Raw genomic sequence first — 26,661 nt, forward strand, 5'->3', positions numbered from 1 at the left:
GACCCGCTCGTCAGCCGGACCGATCCGGGCGCTGCGTCGCCGCCTTCCGCCGTGACCGGCGGACCGCGGCGTCGTGGGGCGCCTGCGGTCCGCTGGTGCCGCTAGCCGACCACCGCCGGGGAGCGGGGGGCCTCGGGGGCGGGCTCCGGCTGGTAGAGCTCGGTGCGTCCTTCGACGTGGAGGTGGGGCAGACGGCGGTCGAGCCAGGCCGGCAGCCACCAGTTGCCGCGGCCGAGCAGGTGCATCACGGCCGGTACCAGCAGCAGTCGGACCAGCGTGGCGTCGATCAGGATGGCCGACCCCATGCCGACGCCGATGACCTTGATCGGCAGGTCGGGCGCCGGGACGAAGGCCGCGAACACGGCGACCATGATGGCCGCCGCCGCGGTGATCACCCGCGCGGTGCCCGCCAGTCCGCTGACGATGGACTCCGCGTTGTCGTCGGTGCGAAGCCAGGCCTCCCGCATCCGACTCACCAGGAAGACCTCGTAGTCCATCGAGAGGCCGAACAGGACGGCGAAGGTCAGCACCGGCACGAAGGCCGGCAGCGGGGTGGGGCTGTCGATGCCGATCAACCGGCCGGCGGTGCCCCCTTCAAGGACGAGGGCGACCACGCCGTACGCGGCGCCGACGGAGAGCAGGTTCATCACAGCGGCCTTGAGGGCGACGGCGAGGCTGCGGAAGGCCACCAGGAGCAGGAGCATCGACACCGTGACCACGCCGCCGACCAGCAGCGGGATGCGGCGGGCGATGTTGTCGGTGCTGTCGATCGCGCTGGCGGTCGCCCCGCCGACGTGCACCCGGACGCCGGGGCCGACCGCAGCCGGGATGACGTGATCGCGGAGGTCGCGGACCAGGGTCTTGGTGGAGCTGGACTGCGGACCGCTGTCCGGGACGACGGTGAGCAGCAGCGAGCGGCCGTCGGAGCCGGGCACCGGAGGGGTCACGGCCGTGACGCCGGGCACCGCCTTCAGCGCGGTGGGCAGCGCGGCCGTCGCCTCGGCGGGGGTGCCCGGCGCCAACTCGGCGACCAGGACCAGCGGTCCGTTGCTGCCCGGTCCGAAGCCGGCGGCCACCGCGTCGTACGCCAGCCGGTTCGAGCGCCCGGCGGGGTCGTTGCCCGCGTCGGGGAAGCCGAAGCGCACGCCCAGGAACGGCGCCGCGAGCGCCAGCAGGACGAGGACCCCGGTGACGGCACCGAGGACGCGGTGACGCTCGACGAGCCTGCTCCAGCGCAGCCAGCCGGCGCTCACCGAGCTCTCGCGCCGGGCGGCGCGGCGCCGGGGCAGCCGGAGGCGTTCGATGTGTCGGCCGAGGTAGCCGAGCAGGGCGGGGAAGAGCGTGGCGGACGCGGCGATCACGACGAACACGGAGAGGATCGCCGAGACCGCGGCGCCGCGCATGAACGACAGGCCCATCGCGAACAGTCCGAGCATGCTGACCACCACGGTCATTCCGGCGACCACGACCGCGCGGCCCGCGGTGTCCAGCGCGGCGACCGTGGCGGCCTCGGGTTCGAGCCCCTCGGCGCGCCACTCGCGGAACCGGGTTACCAGCAGCAGCGCGTAGTCGATGCCGACGCCGATGCCCAGCATCGCGGCGAGCGAGGTCGACCAGTCCGGGACCGGCATGATCGCGGCGAGGACCGGCAGCAGGGCGCTGCTGACCGCGAGCCCGCCGAGCGCGGTGAGCAGCGGCAGGCCGGCGGCCACGACCGAGCCGAAGGTGATCACCAGGATCAGGGCGGCGGCCGCGATGCCGATGCCCTCCGAGCCGATCGCGCCCTGCTCGGCCTGCTGGACCGCCATGCCGCCGAGGTGGACTCGCAGGCCGCCGTCGACGGGGCGGGCGAGGTCGAGCAGCCGCTGGGTGTCCGCCTCGGGCATGTCGGGGGCGACGGCGACGTCCAGGTGGATCTGCCCGAGGGCGGTGCGGCCGTCGGCCGACACCTTGCCGCGCGGGCCGTACGGGTCGTCGATGCCGCTGACGTGCGGCACCTCGGCCATCCGGGCGAGCAGGTCCTCGACCCGGCCGCGGGTAGCGGCGTCGGTCACGCTGCCGTCCGAGGTCAGCACCAGGCTGATCGATTCACCGCCCAGCCCGGGGAAGTCCCGTGCCAGCAGCTGCTGGGCCTGCTTGGAGTCCGAGCCGGGTGCGGTGTAGTCGGCGCTGTACTTGGCGCCGAGGCCGGCCGAGAGGCCGAAGGCCGCGCCGGCGGCGAGCAGCCAGAGCAGCACCGTGCGGCCCCGGTTCCGGAAGCTCCAACCGGCTATTCGGCCGAGCGGGCCGGGCCTGTGCGGCCCGCTCTCCCCGGCGGCTGTCCGCCGATCCTCGCGCAGTCCCTGGGACATGTGGTCCTCCGTGCGTCGTCAGGGGCTCCGCCCCGGGCAAAGCGTTACGCTTCATAACGTGCCTTACGAAGCGTAACGTTTTCCTCGACGGGTACGGATTGTCAACGCGGTGACTGGCGCGGCGAGCGGATGGAGAGGCGATGACGGATGGGGCGACCGACGGGAGCGGGGGGCGGAGCCGCCGTGAGCGCCTGCGCGCCGACACGGTGGAGGAGATCAAGCGCGCGGCTCTGAGCCTGATCGTCGAGCGCGGCGCCGCGAACCTCCGCTTCACCGACATCGCCCGCAGCATGGGGATGACCCCGCCCGCGCTGTACCGCTACTTCGCCGACCGGGACGAGCTGCTCACCGCCTTGGTCGCCGACTCGTACGACAGCCTGTCGGACGCGTTGACGGCGACCCGCGAGACCGTGCCGCCGGACGACCTGGACGGACGCTTCATGGCCACCTGCATCGGCTACCGCACCTGGGCGCAGCGGAATCCGGAGCGCTTCGCCCTCATCTTCGGCGCCCCCGTGCCCGGGTACGCGGCCCCACCGGACGGACCGACCGTGGCGGCCGGCCGGCGGGCGATGGAGCACATGGTCGAACTCGTCGCCGACACGGCCGAACGCGGCCGGCTCGGCAGCCCGCCGGTGCCGGACGCGGCGGAAGCCCTGATGCTGGCCTGGGCCACCGTGCACGGCTTCGTCACCCTTGAGGCGCACGGCCACTTCCACGCGCTCGACCAGCAAGCGCGGGACCGCCTCTTCGCCGTCCAGGCGGGCGTCGCCGCGCGCACCGCAGGCCTGTCGCCGGCCGTGGACCGGTGATGACCACAACCCGCGCGGCAGACGGCCATGGCTCGGGCGGCGCGGGCCGCGCTGGCCGTCCTGGCCGCACTCCCGGCCGATGGCGAGCCACTGCCTGTGCTCGCCGCTCGCCTCCTCGGTGACTCGCACGCATCGGTGACTCGCACGCCCTCGACGACGGGACCCGGCTGTCCTCCCTCGTCCTGCGTGCACCGGCGGTGCTGTACGGCACCGACATGCCGGATGCCGCCGAGGGGCGACGCGGACGGGCGGAGGGCTACCACCAGTGCTTCGGCCTGGTACCGCGACCTGATCGCCGCCCACCGGGCGAAGCTCGCGGCGCGGTAGCGGGCCGGAACCGGGGCTCTGTCCCCCGTGAGAGCTACGTGCAGGTGTCCCCTGTGAGGTGACGATTCCTGATCACCGTTTCCCTAGCGTTCAGTTCAGCCGCGGCGCCTCGGTCGCGGCCGGACTGGGAACCGGAAACGGAACCGAAGAAGGAGTCGTCATGAAACCGGTGTGGCAGGTCCTGGCCGTGGTCCTGGTCGGTGCGGTCTGCGGTCGAAGTGCCACCGCGGTCCAGGACAACCCGTGGCTCTCGCTCCTCCTGGGCAGCTTGACGGTCGTGCTCTCGGTGCTCGTCTACCGATGGGTCGTGGGCCGTACCGAGCGGCGCCCGGTCACGGAACTGGCCCGCGAGGGAGCGCCCGGGTCGCTCCTGCGGGGCCTGGTGATCGGGGTCGCGATGTTCGGATCCGTCATCGCGAACATCTACTTCCTCGGGGGCTACAAGGTCCACGGCTTCGGCTCGCCGACCGGGGCGATCGGGCTGGTCGGCTTCATGGCGGGCGCCGCCGTCACGGAGGAACTGATGTTCCGCGGCCTGCTCTTCCGTCTCGTGGAGCGCGGCCTTGGAACCTACATCGCGCTGGCCCTGTCCGGCACCGTGTTCGGTGCGTCCCACCTGCTCAACAAGGACGCCACCCTGCTGGGCGGCGTCGCCATCGCCATCGAGGCCGGCGGCATGCTCGCCGCCGCGTACGCCGCCACCCGCTCCCTGTGGCTGCCGATCGGCCTGCACTTCGGCTGGAACTTCGCGGAGTCCGGCATCTTCGGCACCGAGGTCTCGGGCAACGGCGACACGCACGGACTACTGGACGCCTCGACGTCGGGGGCCAGGCTGATCACCGGCGGCGAGTTCGGCCCGGAGGCCAGCGTGTACGCGACGCTGTTCGGCGCGCTGCTCACGGTCGTCTTCCTGTGGCTGGCCCGTCGGCGCGGTCACATCGTTCCCCGCCGGCGTGCCGAGCGCGTCGACGCCCTGGCTACACTCGCCCGGTGATGAGCCTTCAGGGGGCCGGTCAGGTGTGGCGCCGGCTCGACGTCACCCTCCGCGACCTCCCTCTCGGGACGCTGTTCCTGGTCGCGTCGTTCCTGCCGGGTCTGAGCGGCCACGGGACGCAGGTCGGGGATCTGCCGACCCGCCCCTTCGACGCGCTGGCCGTCGTGGCCCTCGCGCTCGAATGCCTCTCCCTCGTGGTGCGCCGGCGGTGGCCGGTCGGCTGTCTCGCGCTGGTGGCGTGCGGATTCGCGATCGACCAGTTGTGCGGCTACCACTCGGCCGCCGGCACCGCCCTGCCCGTCGCGCTGATCAGTGCCGGCTTCCATCTGGAACAGCGCCGGCGCACCACCGTGGTCCTGCTGTCCGTGGCGTACGTGCCGCTGGCGATCGCGCTCGCCCGGCTCGGTTCGGGCGGCGAGACGGCGACGGGGTTCGTGACGTTCTACCTGGCGCTCGCCCTGGCCTGGGGAGCCGGGGCGTGGCTGCGTTCCGCGCGGGCCGCGGAGGCCGCACGCCGCGAGCGTGTGGCCGCCGAGACCCGTACTGCCGAACGCGGCCGCATCGCCCGCGAGTTGCACGACGTGGTGACCCACCACGTGACCGCGATGGTCATCCAGGCCGAAGCCGCCCGCTACCTGACCGCCGCACCCGAGCGGCTGGAGCAGTCCCTGACCGCTGTCAGCGACACCGGCCGCCGCGCCCTCACCGACCTGCGTCACCTGCTGGACCTGCTCAACCCCGGCCACGGCACCGACCGCGGCACCGACCACGGCGTCGGCCCGGTGGAGGCCACGCAGGCCAGGACACCGGCCGTCGGCAGGGTCCTCACGCTCGTCGAGCAGACCCGCCGGGCCGGACAGCCCGTGGACTTCACCGAGCGGGGCACACCGCCGGCCTCGACCGGCAGCGCCGACCTCGTCGCCTACCGGGTGGTGCAGGAAGCACTGACCAACGCCCTCAAGTACGCTCACGGCAGCCGCACTTCCGTGCAGGTTCAGCGCTGCGAGAGGGAGATCACCGTGGAGGTCAGCACGGACGGAACCGGCTCACCCACCGCCACCGCCACCGCCGTCGCCGCCGGCAGCGGACGGGGCCTGGCGGGCCTGCGCGAGCGCGTCGACGTTCTGGGCGGCGACTTCAGCGCCGGCCGCGGCCCGGACGGCGGCTTCACGGTCCGGGCACGCATCCCCGCCGACGGCACCTCGTGAGCGCACCGATCCGGGTCCTGGTCTGCGACGACCAGATGCTGGTCCGCACCGGCCTGGTCACCATCATCGGTGCCCAGCCCGACATGGAGGTGGCGGGCGAGTGCGGAGACGGACGGACCGGGGTCGACCTCGCCCGCAAGGTACGACCCGACGTCGTCGTGATGGACATCCGCATGCCGGTCCTCGACGGCCTCGAAGCCACCCGCCTGCTGGCCGGCGTCGGAGTGCCCCACCCGGCCAAAGTCCTCGTGGTGACCACGTTCAACCTGGACGAATACGTCTACGAGGCACTGCGCGTCGGCGCCAGCGGCTTCCTCCTCAAGGACGCCCCTCCGGACCGACTGCTCCACGGCATCCGGACCGTGGCCACCGGAGCGGCCCTCCTCGACCCCGACGTGACACGCCGCCTCGTCGGGCGCTACGCCGCCCGCATCCGCCCCGCCGAGAAGACCCACCGAGACCTCCCGCTCACTCCTCGCGAACTGGAAGTTCTCCGCCTCATCGCCGACGGCCTCTCCAACCGCGAGATCGCCGCGACCCTCGTCATCAGCCAGGAGACCGTCAAGACCTTCGTCTCCCGCATCCTCACCAAACTTCAACTCCGTGACCGGGTCCAGGCCGTCGTCTATGCCTACCGCCACGGCCTGGTCGCCTGACCGTGCGTTCCGTCCCCGGTCGAGCGGGTGCGGGCCTTCCGCGAGTACCACGTCGTCGCGGTCCGGGACTTCATGTCACTGCTCAAGTGCCCGCAGCGGCAGCCGGCCTGCGTGGAGCTGCAGTTGAGGCGTTGTTCGACAACAGCGCCCCGGTCGGCCACCCGGCCCGGCAGGCCTCGCGGCCGGCCGGGCCGTACCCGGTCGTTCGGGGTGCTCAGTTCGTCGCGTCCGGCTTGACGAGGTCCGGGAGCTTCGTCTCGAACAGTGCGTCGAACGTCAGCGAGGGCAGGATGTGGCCCTGGTTGGCGGCGTCGTTTGCCACGCCGGCGGCCCACGAGGCGGTCGCGAAGCGCTGGTTGGGGGTGCCGTGGTGGCCGGGGCTGGAGAAGGCGCAGTCGCCGACCTGGTAGAAGGACTTCTCGGAGTCCAGCAGGCGCTTGGCGTTGAGGGCCTCGCCGCGCGAGTGGGTGAGGAAGTAGGTGCCGTACGCGTCCGCCATCAGCTCGACGCGGCGGCTGCCCTCCGGCGTGCCGACCCGGTCGCCGATCAGGTCGTCCTCGTACTGCACGTGGTGGCCGAACTCGTGGGCGAGGATGGCGCGCGGGGCGGTGGTGCCCAGACCGATGGCCCGCATGGCCTCCAGGATGCCGTCACCCATGACGATGCGGTCGCCGATGCCCGCCGGGTGCGGGGCGCCCTTCTCGGAGAAGGCGAACGCGTTGAGGGTGAAGAACGGGTTGTCGCCGCCCTGGAGGACCGGGTCGAGGTTGATCACGTGGATGATCAGCGAGGCCAGGCCCAGCGCCACCTCGTGGTTCTCCTCCGGGATGCCGTACATCAGGCTCACCACGGGGGCCAGCCGCTCCGGGGAGGAGAAGAGCTCGCGGCCGTGCATCGGCACGAGCTGGATGTCGTCGGAGTGGATGTCCCAGAACCTCTTCAGGTCCTTGCTCTCGGACGTCAGCTCGTTGGTGTACTCGCCGTTGACGCCGAAGGTGTTGGACTTCGACTCGCTGCCGAAGTACAGCGCGTCGTAGGTGGGCATGTCGAACACGCCCAGGAAGTAGAGGAAGAAGAGCGGCTCGAAGTTGGCGCCCTGGAGCAGGGTGCGCTGGTAGTCCCTCAGCGCGTTGCTCTCGCACTGGTAGTCACCGGGGTTGATGACGCTGTCGCGGACGGCGGCCCACTGGGTGTCGTGGATGCCGAATGCGGCCGTGGCGGCATCGCGGTGCTGCTGCCAGTCGGCGGGCAGCTTGGCCAGGGCCTGGTCGGCGAGGGCCTTCAGGTCCGGGGACAGGCGGGAGGTGTCGAACGTGGAGCCGGGGGCGGCGGAGGTGACGGCGGCTGACGTGGCGGCGGGGGGCGTCGTGGCGTCGGAGGCCACGGCCGGCAGGGCGGCACCGAGGGTGCAGGTCGCCGCGGTCACCACGGTGACGGCCCAGGCGAGGGTCTTCTTCACGAGTGAACTCCTAGATATGCGAGACGACATGGGGGTTTCCGGCGAAGGGGGGGAACGGTCGGCCGTGCCGTATGCAGAGTTTGCGAGGAACAGATCTGTTACTGAAGAGTTCGCTGTGTCGAAATCCGGCATGGCAGGAAGCAGACAGGTCCCACGCGTCCTCGGAGAGCACCGGACCACCACGTCCTCGGTGAGCACCGGACGACCGCGCCCACTGTGCTGAAACGGACGCGGGGCGCTGTGTCCGACGGCACTCGCCCGGCTGGGACCGTGCGTGCGAGAATTGGCATATGCATTCGATTGTTGGTATAGATATCAGCAAAACGGCCGAGAATGCCTACCTCGCCCTCGTCGAGCGCGGCCCGGCGGCGATGCCCGAACTGGCGAGCGCCCTGAGCGTGAGCTCGCGTGCCATGAGCACCGCGATCGGCGAACTGACCGGGCTCGGCCTGGTGGAACCGGACGGACCGCAGCTGGTCGCCCGCCCCCCGCGGGCTGCCCTCGACGCGGTGGTGGAGAGTCGCAGCAGAGAACTCGCCGCGCTGCGCAGCGGCATCGAGGAGCTGTCCCGCTTCTGGCGCGACCACCACGTCGGAGGAGCCGACTACATCGAGATCGCCCGGACGGCAGCGGCCCGCAGCGCACTCGTCCGGCGGCTCTACGACGAGGCCACCGAGCAGATCCGCGCCCTGACCATCGGCTACACCGGCCGATCGGCGCAGTCCAACACCCTGGCCCCGGGAAGTCGGGACGCCCTGGCGCGCGGCGTCACGTGTTCGGTCGTCTACGGATCCCATGTCCTGCGCGACCGGGCCGCCAGGGCGGCGGTCCGGACCTCCGTGGAACTCGGCGAGCGAGCACGGGTCTTTCCCGACGTTCCGCTGAACATGGCCGTGTGCGACGACCGCTTCGCCCTGGTGTGTCCCCCCGCGAGCGACTGGGACCGCCGCCACCACATCCTCGTGCAGCGGTCGGACCTCCTTGACGCGCTGATCGGCATCTTCGAGTCGTTCTGGCAGATCGCCGTCCCGCTGCCCGCCGCCGAGACGGGGGACGATCTCGCGACGACTGCCACCGCCGAGAACCGGCGGCTCCTCGCCTGTCTCAGCGGTGGCCTGACCGACGAGTCGATCGCCCGCGAACTCGGCGTCAGCGAGCGGACGGTGGCCCGCCGCATCACCCGTCTCCAGGAGCTCCTCGGCGCGCGGACCCGCTTCCAGCTCGGCGTCCAGGCGAGCCGTCGCGGCTGGCTCTGAGCCCGGCTCAGATTCGTCGCGGCTGGTTCTGGGCCGGGGCAGCGCGCGCCGTGACGCGGCGGCGCTTCGGCCGGCGCCGCCCGTCACCGGTTCGTACCTCCGGTCGGCTCGCCGACCTTCTCCTCGACGACTTGGCAGAGTACCGTCACGGATGGAATGACAGGCTGTTCGACGGGCCGAGGGCTACCGCCGGCGTGTCGGCCTCGTCGTCCACGTCGGCGTCGTGGAGCCGGCGGTCGGTCATGGCCTCGCCTTCACACCTTGTCCGTACAACTTGATGCGTTCGTCTGCCGTACGGCGGCCGGTCATGAACGGGCCGCCGGTTGGTACCCCGCGCGCGCTGTCCTTGGGGGCGCCGTCCTCCACCCTCCTGACATGCTGAGGTCAATCCACCCATGGCAGAGCTGAATCGTCGTCGCTTCCTCCAACTCGCCGGTGCCACCGTCGCGTTCTCGTCGCTGTCGCAGAGCATCGCGCGCGCCGCGTCCATCGCCCCGCAGGGGAGCACCGGCACCCTTCAGGACGTCGAGCACATCGTCGTGCTGATGCAGGAGAACCGTTCGTTCGACCACTACTTCGGGGCGCTGAAGGGCGTCCGGGGCTTCGGCGACCCCCGCCCGGTCACCCTGCCGAGCGGCAGCTCGGTGTGGCACCAGACGGACGGCCTCAAGCGGGAGGTGCTGCCGTTCCGGCCCCAGGTCAGCGACCTCGGGATGCAGTTCGTCCAGGACCTCAACCACGACTGGGCCGGCGGCCACAAGGCCTTCAACAGCGGCAAGTACGACCAGTGGGTACCCGCCAAGACGGCCACCACGATGGCCTACCTGACCCGCCAGGACATCCCCTTCCACTACGCGCTCGCCGACGCGTTCACCATCTGCGACGCCTACCACTGCTCGTTCATCGGCTCCACCGACCCGAACCGCTACTACATGTGGACGGGCTGCACCGGCAACGGGGTCGCCGGCAACGGCCCGGTCCTCGGCAACCAGGAGGCCGGCTACAGCTGGACGACCTACCCCGAGCGGCTGGAGAAGGCCGGGGTCTCCTGGAAGATCTACCAGGACGTCGGCGACGGGCTGGACGCGGCCGGTTCGTGGGGCTGGATCGGCGACGCGTACCGCGGGAACTACGGCGACAACTCGCTGCTCTACTTCAACAACTACCGCAACGCCAAGCCGGGCGACCCGCTGTACGACAAGGCCCGCACCGGCACCAACGCCAAGGCCGGCGACGGCCTGTTCGACCACCTGCGGCGCGACGTGCAGGCCGGCACCCTGCCGAAGATCTCCTGGATCGCCGCCCCCGAGGCCTTCACCGAGCACCCCAACTGGCCCGCCAACTACGGTGCCTGGTACGTCTCCCAGGTGCTGGACGCGCTGACGTCCAACCCCGAGGTGTGGGCCAGGACGGCGCTGTTCATCACCTATGACGAGAACGACGGCTTCTTCGACCACGTCGTGCCGCCGTTCCCGCCGTCCTCCGCCTCGCAGGGCCTGTCGACGGTGGCGACCACCGCCGACTACTTCGGCGGCGGCATCGGCTACTCGGCCGGACCGTACGGGCTCGGCCAGCGGGTCCCGATGCTGGTCGTGTCGCCCTGGAGCACCGGCGGCTACAGCTGCTCGGAGACCTTCGACCACACCTCGATCATCCGCTTCATGGAGCGCCGCTTCGGCGTCCAGGAGCCCAACATCTCGCCCTGGCGGCGCGCCATCTGCGGCGACCTGACCTCCGCCTTCGACTTCACCGCGTCGAACACGGCCGCGGCGGCGCTTCCCTCGACGGCCGGCTACGCCCCGGCGGACCGCAACCGCCACCCGGACTACGTGCCCACCCCGCCCGCCACCGGCACCATGCCGAAGCAGGAGGCGGGCGCGAAGCCCACCCGCCCGCTGGCGTACGCGCCGTACGTGGACGGGGCGGCCGACACCGCCGCGGGCAAGTACCGTCTCACCTTCAGCGCGGGCGCGGCGGCGGGCGCCCAGTTCCTGGTGACCTCGCCCAACCGCACCGACGGTCCGTGGACGTACACCACGGAGGCGGGCCGGACGATCGCGGACGCCTGGAACACCACGTACTCCAAGGGCGTCACGGACCTCACCGTGTTCGGCCCCAACGGCTTCCTGCGCCGCTTCCGCAACCCCGGCAAGACGGCCGGGCCCGAGGTCACCGCCCGCCACAACGCGACCACCGGCGACCTGGACCTCACCCTCACCAACGCGGGCGCCGCGGACGTCGTGCTGACCCTCACCAACGCCTACGGCGGCACGCCGCAGGCCCTCACCGTCCGCCGGGGCGCGACCGTCACGTGCACCGTCGACCTGAGCTCCTGCCGCAACTGGTACGACGTGACCGTCACTTCGGGTGCGACCGCCGACTTCGTGCGCCGCCTGGCCGGCCACGTCGAGACCGGCGCCCCCGGCCTCTCCGACCCGGGCATCGTCACCTACTGACGGCACCGCGCACAGCGCCGCCCCGGGCACGCTGGTGCCCGGGGCGGCGCTGTGCGGGCCCTCCTCGGACGGCGGGCGGCTGTCCGGCGGAGGCCGGCGGAATGCGGGCGGCTCAGAGGAAGTAGAGCCGGTTCAGCGGGACTTCCTCGGCGGGGGAGGACCGCAGCGGTGTGCCGTCGAGGGTGACGAGACCCTCGCGCGAGTCGACGAGGACCTCGCCGAGGCGGGTGTTGCGGACCATGTCGCGCGGGCCGATCCCGCGGGTGTGGCGGACGGCGACGCGACGGCGCCGGGTGGTCATGGTGTCGTAGGGGCGGTCCCGGGTGCCGGACTCGGCGGCGGCGCGGCTGGTGAAGGCGACGGAGAGGTCGGCCGGAGTGGCGCCGTGAGCGCCGAACAGGGGCCCCAGGACGAGCGGTTGGCAGGTGTCGGTGGCGGCGTTGGGGTCGCCGGTGACGCCGTAGGCGGGAAAGCCCGCCTTGAGGACCAGCTGCGGCTTGGCGCCGAAGGAGGCCGGCTGCCACAGCACGATGTCGGCGAGCTTGCCGATCTCGATCGAGCCGACCTCGTGGGAGAGGCCGTGGGCGATGGCCGGGTTGACGGTGAGCTTGGCGATGTAGCGCAGCACGCGCTCGTTGTCGTCGTCCGGACCGTCGCCCTCCAGCGGGCCGCGCTCGGCCTTCATCTTGCCGGCCACGGCGAAGGTGCGGCGCACCGTCTCGCCGGCCCGGCCCATGCCCTGGGCGTCGGAGGAGGTGATGCCGATGGCCCCGAGGTCGTGCAGGACGTCCTCGGCGCCCATGGTGCCGGCCCGGATGCGGTCGCGGGCCATCGCGGCGTCGCCGGGCAGGTCGGTCTTGAGCCCGTGGACGGAGACGATCATGCCGTAGTGCTCGGCCACCGCGTCCCGCCCGAAGGGGAGGGTGGGGTTGGTGGAGGAGCCGATGACGTTCGGCACGCCGGCCATCTTGAGCACGTTGGGGACGTGTCCGCCGCCGCAGCCCTCGATGTGGAAGGCGTGGATGGTCCGCCCGTCGAGGACGCTCAGGGTGTCCTCGACCGACAGGCACTCGTTCAACCCGTCGGTGTGCAGGGCCACTTGGACGTCATGGGCCTCGGCGACGGACAGTGCGGTGTCCAGGGCGCGGGTGTGCGCGCCCATGTCCTCGTGCACCTTGAAGCCGCAGGCCCCGCCCTCGGCGAGGGCTTCGACGAGCGGGGCGGGGTGGGAGGACGAACCGCGGCCCAGGAAGCCGATGTTGACGGGCCAGGCGTCGAAGGAGTTGAAGGCGTGGCGCAGCGCCCAGGGCGAGTTGACGCCGACGCCCCAGGCGGGGCCGAACTCCTGGCCGATGATGGTGGTGACGCCGGAGGCCAGCGAGGCCTCCATGATCCGCGGGGACATCAGGTGGACGTGGGTGTCGATGGCGCCGGCGGTGGCGATCAGGCCCTCGCCGGAGACGATGGCCGTCCCGGTGCCGACGACCACGTCCACGCCGTCCAGGGTGTCCGGGTTGCCGGCCCGCCCGATGGAGGCGATCCGGCCCTCCCGGATGCCGATCGAGGTCTTGCGGATGCCCTGGATCGCGTCGATCACCAGCACGTTGCTGATGACGAGGTCGCAGGTGTCCCGGACGGCGGCGGCCTTGAGGTGCAGGCCGTCGCGGGCGGTCTTGCCGAAGCCGACGAGGAACTCGTCGCCCGGTCGCTGGGAGTCGGATTCGACCCGGACGACCAGACCGCTGTCGCCGAGCCGGACCCGGTCCCCGGCGCGCGGGCCGTGCACGGCGGTGTACTCGGACGCTTCGATGCTGCTGCTCACGGCTGGTTCTCCTGCCCGTCGTCGGCCGCTCCGGGGCGGCCCTGTTCGGCGGCTTCGGGGCGGCCCTGTTCGGCCGCTCCGAGGTAGCCCTGTTCGGCCGCCCGGCGCAGGGCCTCCTGCCGTGCCCGCGGCGAGTCCAGCGGGCCGTCCACGAGCCCCGCGAAACCGATCGCGACGCGCTCGCCGCCGATCGGCACCAGGCCGACCTCGACGGTGGCGCCGGGGTCGAAGCGCACCGAGGAGCCGGCCGGTACGGCCAGGTGGGTGCCGTAGGCGGCGGCGCGGTCGAAGGCCAGCCGCGGGTTGACCTCGAAGAAGTGGAAGTGCGAGGTGACCGAGATCGGCACGTCCGCGGTGTTGCGCACGGCAAGGGTGCGTACGGCCTCCGGCCCGGGCGCGGTGCGGCCGTCGCGGTGGCCGTCGCCGCCCGTGCCGCCGCCGGGGTCACCGTGGTGGAGGACGGCGCCGGGCGCGGCGGTGCCGAGGGTGCCGCCGCCGAACGGGTCGGCGATGACGGCGAGCCGGGTGCCGTCCTCGAAGACGGCCTCGACCTGGATCTCGGTGACCAGGTCGGGGACGCCGGGCAGCACATCGGCGGCAGCGAGGACGGAGCGTCCCCGCCGGACGGCCTCGGCGAGCCGGAGGCCGTCGCGGGCGGCCTCGCAGACGGTGTCCGAGATGAGCGCCACGGCCTCGGGGACGTTGAGCCGCAGGCCGCGGGCGCGGCGGGCGCGGGCGAGTTCGGCGGCCGTGAAGATCAGCAGCCGGTCGCGTTCGGTGGGGGTCAGCTGCACAGGGGTTCCGTTCTCCCTCGGTGCGGGACGGTGCGGGACGGCGGGGGACGGGTGCGGGACGGCGGGGTCAGCCGGCAGGCTGGTCGTGGGTGGCGCAGTGGATGCCGCCCCCGCCGCCGGCGATGGTGTCGATCGGCAGGGGCACGATCTCGCGGCCCGGGAACTGGTCCCTGAAGACCTCCTGGGCGTGGCCGTCGGCCTTGGCGTCGCCGAACTTCGGCAGGTAGACGCCCTTGTTGCCGATGTAGAAGTTCATGTACGAGGAGACGAAGGCGTCGCCCCGGCCGGTGATCCTGTCCGGGTCGGGCTGGCCGATCTCGATCACCTTGAGCTTCCGGCCGGCGGCGTCGGTGGCCTCGGCGAGGACGGCGCGGGCCTGGTCGGCGGAGCGGGACCAGACGTCCGGCGGGGTGCCGGGGAAGGCCCGGTCCAGCAGGACGACCCCGGGGGCCGCGTAGCGGGCGAGGCAGTCGACGTGGGCGTCGGTGATGTCCTTGCCCTTGACGCCCGCGAGCCAGATCACCTTGGTGAGGCCCAGCACCCGCTTGAGTTCCGCCTCGATCTCGTCGCGGGTGCGGCCCGGGTTGCGGTTCTCGTTGACCACGGAGCTCTCGGTGACCAGCAGCGTGCCCTCGCCGTCGGTCTCGAAGGAGCCGCCCTCGGCGGTGACCGGCGTCTCGATCCGCTCGATCCCGTACTTCTCCAGGACGGTGCGGGCGATCCGGCCGTCGTTGGTGTGCTCCTGCTTGCCGCCCCAGCCGCTGAAGTTGAAGTCGACGCCCTGGACCTTTCCGCCCTCCTCCACGAAGACCGGGACGGTGTCGCGGGCCCACAGGTCGTCCACGGGGACGGAGAGCAGCTCGACGTCCGAGCCGCAGGCGTTGCGGGCCGAGGCCTCCTGACCGGGGCGGACGAGCAGGACCACCGGTTCGCGCTCGCCGATGGCCCTGGCCACCGAGGCGATGTCCCGGCGGACGGCCCCGAGCTGCTCGCCCCAGACGTTCTCGGAGGCGGGCCAGGCCATGAAGGTCCGCTCGTGCTTCTCCCACTCGCCGCCGAGCCGGCGTCCGCGGGCCGGAGCCGGGGCGGGGGTGGACGCGGGGGGCTGTGCGGGCGCTTGCGTCGGCGCCTGGCCGGGGGTGCCGGAGGCCGTCGGGGCCGCGGAGTCGGCAGGGTCGTCGCCGGAGGCGGCGCAGGCGGTCGCACCGAGGGCGATCGCGCCGGCGCCGGCGAGCGAGCGCAGTACCGTGCGGCGGGCGAGGGAGGACTGGGACACGCTGGACTCCGGTGGGGCTGGGGGTGGTTCCGGTTCGGCGGGAGGGGCGGGCTCCGGGGGAGCGGTCGCGCGGCGCCGGTTGGGCGGTGGACGAGGTCGTCCCGGTGGACGGGGTCGTCCGGCATCACCGAGACTGAACTCTCGCATTGACTGAAAAATCAGTCAAGCTTTACGGTGAAGTCACCCAAACCACCCCGAGACGACCGCGCCACCGAACGGACGGCCCGGTCACGACGATGAAAGGCCGGGTGAGGCGGCGATGCTGCGCAATGGTCTGGAACCCTGGCACGTGCTGGTGACGGTGGCCGTGCTGGTGCTGCTGTTCGGCTCCAAGAAGCTGCCCGACATGGCGCGCGGACTGGGGAAGTCGATGCGGATCCTGAAGTCCGAGACGGCGGCCCTGCGGGAGGAGGCGGCCCCGCCCGGCGGCGCCCCGGCGGGCGAGGGCCCGTCCGGCACCGCCCCTTCCGGCGGGACCCCGTCGGGCGGAGCCGCGTCAGGTATCGGCCGGTCGGGCACCGCCCCCTCCGGCACCGCCCCCTCCGGCGGAGGTCCGGCCGGTGGTGGTCCGGTCGGCGGCGGCCCGGCCGAGCCGGCCCGGCACCCCTGACCGTCCCGCCGGCCGCGCGCCGCCCGGGACGCCCGAGAGCCGCCGCTCCCCACCAGTCGGTGCGGGAGCGGCGGCTCTCAGCCGTTGCGGCGGTACTGGTCCAGGGACACCCTGACCGGCCCGTCCGCGCCGGCGGTCGACAGCACCCTCACCACGGCGAGGTCCCGGCCGTCCGCGGACCGGACGCAGAAGGCGCCGCGCGGTCCGAGGGCGCCGAACGGCACCCGGCCGGCCGGCCGGGAGCCGAGCCCCTTGAGGCAGTCGGCGACGCTCAGGCCGGCGTCCCGGCCGATGAAGGTGTCGGCGGCCTCCGGGACGAGGAACTCGCCGTCGCCGCGGCCGACGTACCAGATCGCGCTGTCCACCGGGACGACGGTCCCGGTGGCGAGGTCGAACTCGTAGGAGGAGTCCGCCGAGGTCAGCTCGACCCCGCGGTAGACGGTGGCGTAGTCGGTGACGGGGGGCGGCGATGCGGAAGCGGTCGGCGCGGTCGGGGCCGACCGGGTGGGGGACGGGGATCCGCTGGGGGCCGACGGGCCGGGCGGGGCCGGGGTGACCGGCGCGGCGGTGCCGGACACCGGGGCCTCCTCGGTGGCGGCCTCCACGTGGTCCGGGTCGTCGAGCAGGAACACCGCCGCCGCGGCGCCTACGGTCAGGGCCACGGCGGCGGTCAGCGCCGTTCGTCCGAGGGCCCGTCTGCGGCCTCCTCCGGCCCGGGCGCGTCCCGCCGGGCCGCCCCCGGCCGAGGGCACCGGGACGGAGCCGGACGCCGAGAGCGCCGGCACCCGCCCGGAGGCCGCGGCGGGCTCGGGCACCGGCCCGGACACGACGACGGTGGGGGTCGGGACGGCCGCCGGGGCTAGGACCGTACGGGCCGAGGCCCAGCCCGGCCCGTCCGTCCGCTCGCCCGGATCACCGAAACTGCCCTGCTCGCCGGCATCACCCCGCTCGGCCTCGGCCGGTACCTGCGGCAGCTCGGCGTGCCGGGTCATCTGGCTGGTCAGATGGTGCGGCAGCCAGTCGTCGCCGAACCTGAGGTGCCCGCCGACCGCCGGGTGGCTCCGGGCGGCGGCGATCACCTCGGCGGTGGTCGGCCGGTCCTCGGGCCGCTTGGCGAGGCAGTGCAGCAGCAGCTCGCGCAGGCCCGCCGGGACCGGGGTGAGGTCCGGCTCCTCGTGGACGGTCCGGTAGAGCGTCGACGGGTCCGGTCCGTCGCCGAAGGGCGGGTTGCCGCCGGCGACGTGGACGGCGAGGGCGCCGAGGGCGTACACGTCGGTGGCCGGGGTCGCGGGCCGGCCCATCGCCTGTTCGGGCGCCATGTAGGCGGGCGAGCCGATGCGCAGCCCGGTGCCGGTGAGCGCGGTGGCGTCGGCGGCCCGGGCGATGCCGAAGTCGATCACCCGGGGGCCGTCCGGGGCGATCAGCACGTTGCCCGGTTTGAGGTCGCGGTGCACCACCCCGGTGGCGTGGATCGCCTGCAGCGCCTCGGCGATGCCGGCGATCAGCAGCAGGACGGTCCGTTCGGGGAGCGGCCCGAAGCGCCGGACCACCTGCTGCAGGGACGGGCCCGGCACGTACGTGGTGGCCAGCCACGGCGGGGCGGCCTCCACGCCGGCGTCCACGAGCTGGGCGGTGAACAGTCCGTGGATGCGTCTGGCGCTGGCCACCTCCTGGGCGAACCGGGCGCGGAACTCCGGATCCTCGGCCAGTTCGGGCCGCACCACCTTGAGTGCGACCGGCCGCCCGCCGGGGGTGTACGAGAGGTAGACCCGGCCCATGCCGCCGGCCCCGAGCCGCGCGTACAGCCGGTAGCCGCCGACCTCGCGCGGGTCGTCCGGGGTCAGCTCCTGGAAGACCGGCTGGAGGGCGAAAGGGGATCGGTCAGCGGACATGCGGGCTGCCTCTCTCGGCGGTCGGGGCGTCGGCGGGCGGGACGTCGGCGGTCGGGGACTCGGGCGCGGGACCCGACGGCCGCGGAACGGCGTGCGGCGGGCACGGCCTCGCAGAGTTTAGAGGTTCCGTCAGGATTGGCCGAATCCGTCGCCGCCGGCTCGCCCGGGGCCCCCGCTGCCTCCGGCGTCCCCGCCGCCCCCGGCGCCTCGGCGAGGGTCGCCCAGCTCCGCGTCGATCGCCCCGCGCAGCAGGCGGCGGGCGTGCTCGACCGGCAGCGAGCCGCTGAGCCAGCGCACGCTCAGGCCCTCGACGAGTGCGGTCAGCCGTTCGGCGGCCGCCGCGTGCGCCGGCGCGGTACCGCCCGGATCGGCCCGGGCGAGCAGTTCGGCGACGTCGTGCACCCAGGTGTGGGTGGTTCGCGCGAGGTCCTCGCGAAGCTCCGGGTCGAAGACCGCGGTGGCTCTCAACTCGCCCCAGGCAGTGCTGTTCTCCCGTACTTCGACGGTGTCCTGGAGCTCCAGGAGCAGCACCTGTTCCAGGTCGGCGCGGGGGTCGTCGGTCCGGGGCACCGGGTCCGGTTCGGCGGTGTAGTGGTCGGCGCGGTCGCTGATGAAGTCGAGCGTCCGGCGCAGCAGGCCGGCCCGGTCGGTGAAGTGGTAGTAGATCAACGAGGTGGACACCCCGGCTTCGCTCGCCAGCTCGCCCACCCGCAGTCCGCGTACGCCGCGCCGGGCGATGACCCTGGTGGCGGCCTTGAGTATTTCTGTCCGACGGTCCGACATGGGCGCCCACTCTATGTGCTCCTCGGCTGGTCGGGCCAGCTGCCTGATGATCGTTTCAGGGTTTTCGAGGAGTCCTGCATCAAAAGCTTGACTGAATTTTCAGTACGGTAGAGGATGCGGGGCAACCCCCCCACCTCCCACGTCATCCAGGGAGCGCCATGCACACCCCCACACCCTCACGACGCGGCCTGCTCCGGCTGGGCGCCGCCGCCGTACCCCTGATCGCCCTGGGGACGGCCCTTCCGGCCACCGCCCGGGCCGCGACCGCCGGCCCGCCAGGTGCCCCCGCCGCGGCGGACGCCGTTGCCCCCGCCGCGGCGGGCAGCACCACGCGGCTGCGGATGCCCGCCGAGAGCGACCGGCACGACCGCACCTTCATGGCCTGGCCGGCCCTGTCCTCGATCTGGCGGACCCAGCTCTCGGCGGTCCGCGACGACATCGCCCGCGTCGCGTACGAGATCTCCCGCTACGAGCCCGTCGTCGTGGTCGCCCGCCCCGGCCAGGCGGCCGACGCGCGCTACTACTGCGGCCCCGGCGCCTACCACGCGATCACCGTGGTCGAGATCTCCAACGACGACCTGTGGATCCGCGACTTCGGCCCGACCTTCGTGGTCGCACCGGGCACCGTCGCCGGCGTCGACACCAACTTCAACGGCTGGGGCAAGACCGGCACCCCCTACTACCAGCGCTACACCGAGGACGCCGCGGTCGCGGCCGCCCTCCTCGCCGAGTACGGCGTCGACCGCGTCCGGGCCCCCTTCGTCGGCGAGGGCGGCGCCCTGGAGACGGACGGCCAGGGCACCCTGCTGGCCACCGTCAGCTCGCTGGTGAACCCCAACCGCAACCCCGGGATGTCCCAGGACCAGGTCGAGCAGGCCCTGAAGGCGTCGCTCGGGATGGACAAGGTGATCTGGCTGGCCGGTCTGGCGGGCCAGGACATCACGGACTACCACATCGACTGCCTGGCGCGCTTCACCGCGCCCGGCCGGGTGCTCCTCGACCGGCCCGGACCCGGCACCGACCGGATCTGGATCGACGTCTACGAGCAGGCCAAGCAGGTCCTGCGGACCGCGACCGACGCCCAGGGCCGCCCGCTGACCGTCGTGGAACTCCCCGGCCCGGACCGCGCCCGGATCCGCGGCCGCGGCAAGGACTTCCTGTCCAGCTACACCAACTTCTACGTCGCCAACGGCGCGGTGTTCGTCCCCCAGTTCGGCGACGCCGACGCCGACGCCCGGGCCTACGGAATCCTGCGGGCCGAGTTCCCCGGCCGCGACGTCGTCCAGCTGAACATCGACACCATCGCCTCCGGCGGTGGCGGCATCCACTGCGCCACCCAGTCCCAGCCGGCCGTCCCGCCGGCGCTCTGAGACCCCCTGGCGGCCCGTCCGGTACCCCACGGAGGCGGGCCGCCGGGGATCCTTCCGCTCCCACCACCCTCCCCTCGACCGGCCCGCGCCCCGAACGCGCCGGGCCGGCCGGGGACCGATCAGAAGAGGTTTCCCGTGACGTACCGAATGCCCGCGGAGTGGACCGAGCACGAGGGCTGCCTGATGGCCTGGCCCGTCCGCCCGGACCTGTGGGGCGACACCCTGGCCGAGGTGAAGCGCGAGTACGCGGCGGTCGCCCGCGCCATCGCGGAGTTCGAACCGGTCACCATGGTGGCCCCGCCCGGCCACGGCGACGAGGCGCGCGCCCACTGCGGCACGGGCACGGGCACGGGCACCGGCACCGGCATCACCGTCGTCGAACTCCCCACCGACGACTCCTGGTTCCGCGACTCCGCGCCGATCTTCGTCCTGGACGGCGACGGCCGCCGGGCCGGCGTGGACTTCCGCTTCAACGCCTGGGGCCGCAAGCACAGCCCCTGGGACGCCGACGACCGGATCAGCGGCCTGCTGCTGGAGCACCTCGGCACCCCGGCGATCCGCTCCGAGATGATCCTCGAAGGCGGCGCGATCACCGTCGACGGCGAGGGCACGCTGATCACCACCGAGCAGTGCCTGCTCCACCCCAACCGCAACCCGGAGATGACCCGGCAGGAGATCGAGGCCGAGCTGAAGGCCCGGCTCGGCGTCACCACGATCGTCTGGCTGCCCTACGGCGGGGCGCTGGACACCGAGACCGACGGGCACGTCGACGGCGTCTGCGCCTTCGTCGCCCCCGGCAAGGTCGTGGTGCAGCTCCCGGCCGATCCCGGCCACCCGGACTACGTGCGGATGCGGGCCAACCGCGCCGTGCTGGAGCACTCCACGGACGCCCAGGGCCGGCCCTTCGAGATCGTCGACCTGCCGCAGGCCGCCTTCGTCGAGGTCGACGGCCGGGAGGTGGAGGTCGGCTACCTGAACTTCTACCTCGCCAACGGCGGCGTCGTGGTGCCGGTCGCCGACCACCCCGAGGACGCGGCGGCGCTGGCCGTGCTGGCCGCCGCCTACCCGGACCGCAAGGTCGTCGGCGTGCGTGCCCGGGTGATCGCCTACGGCGGCGGCGGCGTCCACTGCATCACCCAGCAGATCCCGGCCGCCACCCAGGCCGATGCCACGCAGACCGATGCCACGCAGACCACCGCCACGCCGTCCGCGGCTGCTCGCGCCTGACCCTCGCCAGCGAACGGAGAAAACCCTCATGACTCCCACCGCGCCCGCGAGACGCACCGCGGCCCGGCGGCGGCTCGTCCTCGCCACCGCCCTGCTCTCGGCCGCGGCCCTGGTCGCCGCCTGCTCCGGCCCGCCCCGCGGCGCCGGCGGGTCGGCCGTACAGCTCTCCGCCGACACCCCGCCGGCCAAGGGCGAACTCGACTCCTTCACCTGGGCCACCTACGCCGAACCGCCCACCCTGGACTACGTCCAGGCCTTCGACTACCCGCAGAACACCGTGCTCGCCAACGTCTGCGAGAGCCTGATGCGCTGGACGCCCCAGCTCACCCTGGCCCCCGGCCTGGCCGAGAAGGCGTCCAGCCCCGACCCGACCACCTGGGTCTACGACCTGCGGGCCGGCGTGCACTTCCACGACGGCACGGTGATGACCGCCGACGACGTCGTCTACAGCCTCGGCCGGCAGACCAACCCGGACAACGCCTCCGCCTGGGCGCAGGTGTTCCAGAACGTCGACTCCGTCACCGCGACCGGCCCGCTCCAGGTCACCGTCAAGCTCAAGCAGCCCGACTCCCAGTTCCCCCAGTACATGGCGACGGCCGCCGGCGTGGTCGCCGCCAGGGCCGGGGTGGAGGCGGCCGGCAAGGACTACGGCACCAGCGGCGGCCTCGACTGCACCGGCCCCTTCAAGCTGGGCAGTTGGGCCAAGGGCCAGTCGATCGAACTCCAGCGCTTCGACGGCTACTGGGGCACCAGGGCCAAGTCCGGGAAGGTCGTCTTCAGCTTCCTCACCGACGCGTCCGCCCGCACCAACGCGATGCTCACCGGAGACGTCGACGGCGGCTACCTGATCCCCACCGAGAGCTACGACCGGCTGAAGAAGGACGGCCCGGGCACGCTCTACTTCGGCGAGGGCCTGAGCACCGTCAACGTCAACGTCACCAGCATGCACGGCCCGCTCGGCGACCTGCGCGTCCGCCAGGCCCTGTCCCTGGCCCTCGACCGCTCCGGCTTCGTCAAGACCGGCCTCTCCGGCGCCGGCACCGTCACCGGCTCCCTCACCACCAGGGCGGCCTGGGGCGCGGCCCCCGACGACGTCCGCAGGACGGCCTTCGACGGCCTCACCCCCACGGCGCAGGACATCGACAAGGCCAAGGCCCTGGTCAAGGAGGCCGGCGCGAGCGGCCGCACGATCGTCATGGCCACCAGCACCATCGGCCAGGACGTCTCCCTGCTCGCCACCGCCGTCCAGGCCGCCGGGGCGAGGATCGGGCTGGACGTCCAGCTGAAGACGATCGCCCCGAACGCCTTCACCGCGCTGTTCACCGACCCCAAGGCGCGCGAGGGCATCGACCTGTTCCCGGAGACGTACTACGACTCCATCACCGACCCGCTCGACCTGCTCGTCAACTTCCGGACCGGCGCCTACCAGAACTTCGCCGGGTACAGCGACAAGGCCTACGACGACCTCGTCGACCAGGCCACCGCCGAGTACGACCCGGCCAGGCGCGGCGCGATCGAGGCGAAACTCCAGCAGACCGCCTCCCAGCAGCTGCTCTGGATCCCGGTCGCCGAGTGGCCGACCGCCGTCTTCCTCAACAAGCGCATCACCGGCGCCCCCACCACCATCGCGTACATGTACTACCCGTGGGCCGCCGACGTGGGGGCCGCCCGGTGAACTTCCTGAGATTCGCCGCCCGGCGACTGGTGGAGATGGCCGCGACCCTGCTCGGCGCCTCCTTCGTGGTCTTCGGCGCGATGTACCTGGCGCCGGGCAACCCGGCGAGTTTCCTCCTGTCGGGCCGGTCGGCCTCGCCGGCCGCCCTCCAGGCGATCAACGACCAGTACCACCTCGACGACCCGTTCCTGGTCCGGTACTTCCGCTGGCTCGGTCAGGTGCTGCAGGGGGACTTCGGGCGCTCCATCACCTACCGCACCGACGTCTCCACGCTGCTCGCCGACCGCCTGCCGGCGACCCTGACGCTGGTGGCCATGGCCCTGGTGGTGGTCGTCGTCATCGGTCTGACGCTCGGCTGGATCGGCGCGGTGCGCGGCGGCGCGACCGACTCGGCGATCCTGCTCTCCACCACGCTCGCCGTCGGCACCCCCTCCTTCGTCGCGGCCGTCCTGCTGCAGGGCCTGTTCGCGGTCAAGCTGGGCTGGTTCCCCACCAGCGGCACCGGCGACGGCTTCGCCGACCTGCTGTGGCACCTCACCCTGCCCGCGGTCGCCCTCGCGCTGTACCTGATCGGGATGCTCGCCCGGGTCACCCGCTCGGCGATGCTGGACGCCCTGGAGGGCGAGCACGTCACCGTCGCCCGCAGCCGGGGCGTGCCCGAACGCGAGGTGATCCGCCGCCACGTGTTCCGCAACTCGCTGGGCACCGTGCTGACCACCGGCGGCCTGATCGTCTCCACCCTGCTGGTCTGCACGATCCTGGTGGAGTCGGCCTTCAGCGTCGGCGGCATCGGCCAGCTCCTCGAACTGTCCACCACCACCAAGGACTTCCCGACCGTCCAGGCCATCTCCCTGCTCGTCGTCGCCCTGTTCATGACCGTGAACCTGGTCGTCGACCTGCTCCACCCGCTGGTCGACCCCCGGGTCGCCCTCGGCACGAGGAGGTCCGACGCATGAGTGTCGCCCTCGCCCGCCGGCCCGGTCTCGGCCGTCTCAAGGCCGCCCGCGCCCCGCTCCACCTGGCCTGCCTGGGCATCGTCGCCCTGGTGGTGCTCGCCGCCCTGCTCGCCCCCTGGATCGCACCGGACGACCCCAACGCCGTCGACCTCGGCAACGCCCTGGCCGGCCCCTCGCCCGACCACCTGCTCGGCGTCGACACCGCCGGCCGCGACACCCTCTCCCGGCTCCTGCTCGGAGCCCGCACCTCCCTGCTCGGCCCGCTCGGCGTGGTCGCCTTCTCCACCGTCGCGGGCGTGGCCGTCGGCCTGGCCGCGGGCTGGCGGGGCGGCTGGCTCGACTCCGTCCTCTCCCGCAGCACCGAACTCGTCTTCGCCTTCCCCGGCATGCTGCTCGCCATCCTGATCGTCTCGGTGTACGGGGAGGGCCTGCTCGCCCCCGTCGTCGCCCTGGCGGTCGCCTACCTGCCGTACGTCTCCCGGCTCACCCGCTCGCTCGTCCTCGCCGAACGGTCCCGCCCCTACGTCAGCGCCTACCAGGTCCAGGGCCACTCCACCCTGCAGATCTGCCTGCGGCACGTCCTGCCCAACATCGCCCCGATCGTCCTCGCCCAGTCCACGATCAACTTCGGCTACGCCCTGATGGACCTCGCGGGCCTCTCCTTCCTCGGGCTCGGCGTCCCCGCGCTCACCCCCGACTGGGGGCGGATGGTCTTCGACGGCCAGACCGCGATCCAGCACGGCTACCCGCTCTCCGCGATCCTGCCGTGCGTCCTCATCGTGCTCACCGTCGTCGCCTTCAACGTCGTCGGCGAGCGCTGGGCCGACCGCGTCGCCCGGAGGACCCCATGAACCGCAGCAGCCACGAACCGGAGCAGCGTGTGAACGCCCTCGACGTCCGGGGCCTGCGGCTCCGCCTGCCCGGCACCGCCCGACCCGTCCTCGACGGCGTCGACCTCACCGTGGGCCCGGGGGAGACCGTCGCCCTGGTCGGCGAGTCCGGCTCCGGCAAGAGCCTCACCTCCCGCAGCGCCCTCGGCCTGCTGCCGCCCGGCGCCACCGCCGAGGGCAGCGTCCTGGTCGACGGGGAGGACGTCCTGACCATGGGCCCCGACCGGCTGCGCGCCCTGCGCACCGGCCGGGCCGCCATGATCTTCCAGGACCCCCGGGCGGCCATCAACCCGCTGCGCCGCGTCGGCGACTTCCTCACCGAGAGCGTCCGCCTCACCGGCGCCATGGGCCGGGAGGACGCCGACCGGCGCGCCGCCGAACTGCTCGACGCCGTCGGCCTCGGCCCGGAACTGCTGAACCGCCACCCCGGGCAGCTGTCCGGCGGCATGCTCCAACGCGTCATGATCGCCGCCGCGCTGATGGGCGACCCGGTCCTGCTGCTCGCCGACGAGCCCACCACCGCGCTCGACGTCACCAGCCAGGCCGAGGTCATCGCACTCCTCGGGGAGCTGCGCCGACGCTTCGGCACGGGCCTGCTGTTCGTCACCCACGACCTCGGCCTCGCCGCCGCCATCAGTGACCGCGTCTACGTCATGTACGCCGGGCGGATCGCCGAGACGGGCCCCGCCGGAGCGCTCTTCGAGAGGCCCCGCCACCCCTACACCGCCGCGCTGCTGGCCTCCACCCCGGGGGTGGAGTCCGACAGCCGCCGCCTCGCCGCGATCGACGGCCAACCGCCGGACCTGCGCCAGGAGTTGACCGGATGCGCGTTCGCCGCGCGATGCCGGTACGCGACCTCCCGGTGCCGCGAGGAGACCCCGGTGACGCTCCCGGTCGCCTGCCACCACCCGCTCGAAGGGAGCCGCGCCGATGCCTGAGGCCGCACTGGAGGTCACCGGACTGTGCCGGACCTTCGGCACCGTACGGGCGGTGGACGACGTTTCCTTCACCCTCGCCGCCGGCGGATCGCTCGGTATCGTGGGCGAGTCGGGCTCCGGCAAGACCACCACCGCCCGGATCGTCGTCGGCCTTGAACAGGCCGACGAGGGGCGGGTCGCCGTCCGGGGCCGGGCCCGCGGCGGCCGGGTGCGGGGGAGGGCCGAGCGGCTGGCCCGCGCCCGCGAGGTCCAGATGGTCTTCCAGGACCCGTACCTCTCCCTGGACCCGCGCACCAGCGTCGAGGCCGCGCTCCGCGAGACCCTGCGGCTGCACTTCCCCGGCACCGACCACGAGGCCCGGATCCGGGAGCTCCTCGACCAGGTCGGCCTCGGCACCCGGGCGGCCGACGCGCTGCCCCGGCAGCTCTCCGGCGGCCAGCGCCAACGCGTCGCCATCGCCCGGGCGCTGGCCGTCCAGCCGGCCGTCCTGGTGCTGGACGAGGCGGTCGCCGCCCTGGACGTGTCCGTGCAGGCGCAGGTGCTGAACCTGCTCGCCGACATCCGCGAACAGACCGGCATCGGCTACCTGTTCATCACCCACGACCTCGGCGTCGTCCGCTGCGTGACCGACGAGGTCGTCGTCATGCGCCACGGACGGATCGTCGAATCCGGCCCCACCGCCCACGTCCTGGACTCCCCGCAGCACGCCTACACCCGGCTGCTGCTGGAGTCCGTCCCCCGGCCCGGCTGGGATCCCGACCGGATCGCCGCCGCGCGCCGCGCCTTGTAAGACGGCCCCGGCCCGGCAGGTGGTGGGACCCGCCGGGCCGGGGCGACCGAGCAACACCGGCGGGCGACGCCGGGCGGCAGCGAACCTGCCGGCCCGGCGCCACCGCCGCAGGAAGGACG

23 protein-coding genes are annotated in these 26,661 nt (G+C 73.1%); 16 read left to right on the forward strand and 7 right to left on the reverse strand.

Annotation, left to right across the window (positions count from 1 at the left end; translation table 11 throughout):
- Positions 1–101: 101 nt before the first annotated feature.
- A complete protein-coding gene (locus tag ACFVUY_RS08005) occupies positions 102–2,351 on the reverse strand; it encodes an MMPL family transporter (protein ID WP_387728165.1) in 2,250 nt (749 codons plus the stop codon).
- 140 nt (positions 2,352–2,491) lie between these two features.
- Here ACFVUY_RS08005 and ACFVUY_RS08010 point away from each other — a divergent pair, with 140 nt between their 5' ends.
- From ACFVUY_RS08010 to ACFVUY_RS08035, 6 genes are all read left to right on the forward strand, one after another.
- Complete coding sequence (locus tag ACFVUY_RS08010; RefSeq protein ID WP_387690034.1) at positions 2,492–3,163, forward strand: TetR/AcrR family transcriptional regulator; 672 nt, start codon at positions 2,492–2,494, stop codon at positions 3,161–3,163.
- A gap of 182 nt (positions 3,164–3,345) precedes the next feature.
- Positions 3,346–3,552 (forward strand): hypothetical protein, encoded by a 207-nt coding sequence (locus tag ACFVUY_RS08015; RefSeq protein WP_387728228.1) that lies wholly within the window; start codon positions 3,346–3,348, stop codon positions 3,550–3,552.
- A 98-nt stretch (positions 3,553–3,650) separates the two neighbouring features.
- On the forward strand, positions 3,651–4,484 hold the full coding sequence (locus tag ACFVUY_RS08020; protein ID WP_387728167.1) for a CPBP family intramembrane glutamic endopeptidase: 834 nt from the start codon (positions 3,651–3,653) through the stop codon (positions 4,482–4,484).
- A complete protein-coding gene (locus ACFVUY_RS08025; protein WP_387728230.1) occupies positions 4,484–5,692 on the forward strand; it encodes a sensor histidine kinase in 1,209 nt (402 codons plus the stop codon). The genes ACFVUY_RS08020 and ACFVUY_RS08025 overlap by 1 nt, the downstream gene beginning before the upstream one ends.
- Entirely contained in the window at positions 5,689–6,348 is a 660-nt protein-coding gene (locus tag ACFVUY_RS08030; RefSeq protein ID WP_387728169.1) for a response regulator, read from the forward strand. Before ACFVUY_RS08025 ends, ACFVUY_RS08030 begins: the two co-directional genes overlap by 4 nt.
- Positions 6,349–6,375: 27 nt before the next feature.
- The gene (locus ACFVUY_RS08035; protein WP_387728171.1) at positions 6,376–6,585 is read left to right on the forward strand and encodes a DUF3050 domain-containing protein; all 210 of its coding nucleotides are present in this window, start codon (positions 6,376–6,378) and stop codon (positions 6,583–6,585) included.
- Here ACFVUY_RS08035 and ACFVUY_RS08040 read toward each other — a convergent pair.
- Positions 6,563–7,807 (reverse strand): hypothetical protein, encoded by a 1,245-nt coding sequence (locus tag ACFVUY_RS08040; protein WP_387690043.1) that lies wholly within the window; start codon positions 7,805–7,807, stop codon positions 6,563–6,565. The two genes, ACFVUY_RS08035 and ACFVUY_RS08040, sit on opposite strands and share 23 nt — an antisense overlap.
- A gap of 290 nt (positions 7,808–8,097) precedes the next feature.
- Here ACFVUY_RS08040 and ACFVUY_RS08045 point away from each other — a divergent pair, with 290 nt between their 5' ends.
- Entirely contained in the window at positions 8,098–9,063 is a 966-nt protein-coding gene (locus tag ACFVUY_RS08045; protein WP_387690045.1) for a LuxR C-terminal-related transcriptional regulator, read from the forward strand.
- 395 nt (positions 9,064–9,458) lie between these two features.
- Positions 9,459–11,519, forward strand: coding sequence for a phosphocholine-specific phospholipase C (locus ACFVUY_RS08050; protein WP_387728173.1), 2,061 nt, complete (start codon positions 9,459–9,461; stop codon positions 11,517–11,519).
- Positions 11,520–11,631: 112 nt separating this feature from the next.
- Here ACFVUY_RS08050 and ACFVUY_RS08055 read toward each other — a convergent pair whose 3' ends face one another.
- The 3 genes from ACFVUY_RS08055 to ACFVUY_RS08065 form a co-directional block, all read right to left on the reverse strand.
- Positions 11,632–13,341: an urease subunit alpha gene (locus ACFVUY_RS08055; protein WP_387690049.1), complete on the reverse strand. Its 1,710-nt coding sequence runs from the start codon at positions 13,339–13,341 to the stop codon at positions 11,632–11,634.
- Complete coding sequence (gene ureA, locus ACFVUY_RS08060) at positions 13,338–14,135, reverse strand: urease subunit gamma (protein ID WP_387728175.1); 798 nt, start codon at positions 14,133–14,135, stop codon at positions 13,338–13,340. Before ureA ends, ACFVUY_RS08055 begins: the two co-directional genes overlap by 4 nt.
- A gap of 67 nt (positions 14,136–14,202) precedes the next feature.
- Positions 14,203–15,411: an agmatine/peptidylarginine deiminase gene (locus ACFVUY_RS08065; protein WP_387690052.1), complete on the reverse strand. Its 1,209-nt coding sequence runs from the start codon at positions 15,409–15,411 to the stop codon at positions 14,203–14,205.
- Between the two features lie 259 nt (positions 15,412–15,670).
- Between ACFVUY_RS08065 and tatA the strand changes: the two genes are divergently transcribed.
- Positions 15,671–16,021: a Sec-independent protein translocase subunit TatA gene (gene tatA, locus ACFVUY_RS08070; protein ID WP_387728177.1), complete on the forward strand. Its 351-nt coding sequence runs from the start codon at positions 15,671–15,673 to the stop codon at positions 16,019–16,021.
- A gap of 77 nt (positions 16,022–16,098) precedes the next feature.
- Here the strand turns inward: tatA and ACFVUY_RS08075 are convergent, their stop codons facing one another.
- Positions 16,099–17,913 carry a serine/threonine-protein kinase gene (locus ACFVUY_RS08075; RefSeq protein WP_387728179.1) on the reverse strand — a complete coding sequence of 605 codons (1,815 nt, stop codon included), beginning with the start codon at positions 17,911–17,913 and terminating at the stop codon, positions 16,099–16,101.
- A 129-nt stretch (positions 17,914–18,042) separates the two neighbouring features.
- Entirely contained in the window at positions 18,043–18,696 is a 654-nt protein-coding gene (locus ACFVUY_RS08080; RefSeq protein ID WP_387690057.1) for a TetR/AcrR family transcriptional regulator, read from the reverse strand.
- A gap of 158 nt (positions 18,697–18,854) precedes the next feature.
- Here ACFVUY_RS08080 and ACFVUY_RS08085 point away from each other — a divergent pair, with 158 nt between their 5' ends.
- The 7 genes from ACFVUY_RS08085 to ACFVUY_RS08115 all read left to right on the forward strand — a co-directional run bounded on the left by ACFVUY_RS08085 (position 18,855) and on the right by ACFVUY_RS08115 (position 26,542).
- A complete protein-coding gene (locus tag ACFVUY_RS08085) occupies positions 18,855–20,066 on the forward strand; it encodes an agmatine deiminase family protein (protein ID WP_387728181.1) in 1,212 nt (403 codons plus the stop codon).
- A gap of 135 nt (positions 20,067–20,201) precedes the next feature.
- Entirely contained in the window at positions 20,202–21,293 is a 1,092-nt protein-coding gene (locus ACFVUY_RS08090) for an agmatine/peptidylarginine deiminase (protein WP_387728183.1), read from the forward strand.
- 28 nt (positions 21,294–21,321) lie between these two features.
- Positions 21,322–22,968, forward strand: coding sequence for an ABC transporter substrate-binding protein (locus ACFVUY_RS08095; protein WP_387690062.1), 1,647 nt, complete (start codon positions 21,322–21,324; stop codon positions 22,966–22,968).
- Positions 22,965–23,924 (forward strand): ABC transporter permease, encoded by a 960-nt coding sequence (locus ACFVUY_RS08100; protein WP_387728185.1) that lies wholly within the window; start codon positions 22,965–22,967, stop codon positions 23,922–23,924. The genes ACFVUY_RS08095 and ACFVUY_RS08100 overlap by 4 nt, the downstream gene beginning before the upstream one ends.
- Positions 23,921–24,775 (forward strand): ABC transporter permease, encoded by an 855-nt coding sequence (locus ACFVUY_RS08105; protein WP_359898980.1) that lies wholly within the window; start codon positions 23,921–23,923, stop codon positions 24,773–24,775. The genes ACFVUY_RS08100 and ACFVUY_RS08105 overlap by 4 nt, the downstream gene beginning before the upstream one ends.
- Positions 24,772–25,752 (forward strand): ABC transporter ATP-binding protein, encoded by a 981-nt coding sequence (locus ACFVUY_RS08110; RefSeq protein WP_387728187.1) that lies wholly within the window; start codon positions 24,772–24,774, stop codon positions 25,750–25,752. The genes ACFVUY_RS08105 and ACFVUY_RS08110 overlap by 4 nt, the downstream gene beginning before the upstream one ends.
- Positions 25,745–26,542: an ABC transporter ATP-binding protein gene (locus tag ACFVUY_RS08115; RefSeq protein ID WP_387690068.1), complete on the forward strand. Its 798-nt coding sequence runs from the start codon at positions 25,745–25,747 to the stop codon at positions 26,540–26,542. The genes ACFVUY_RS08110 and ACFVUY_RS08115 overlap by 8 nt, the downstream gene beginning before the upstream one ends.
- Positions 26,543–26,661: the final 119 nt, after the last annotated feature.

The organism is Kitasatospora sp. NPDC058063 (genome assembly GCF_042885395.1).
GTDB lineage: Bacteria > Actinomycetota > Actinomycetes > Streptomycetales > Streptomycetaceae > Kitasatospora > Kitasatospora lactacystinica.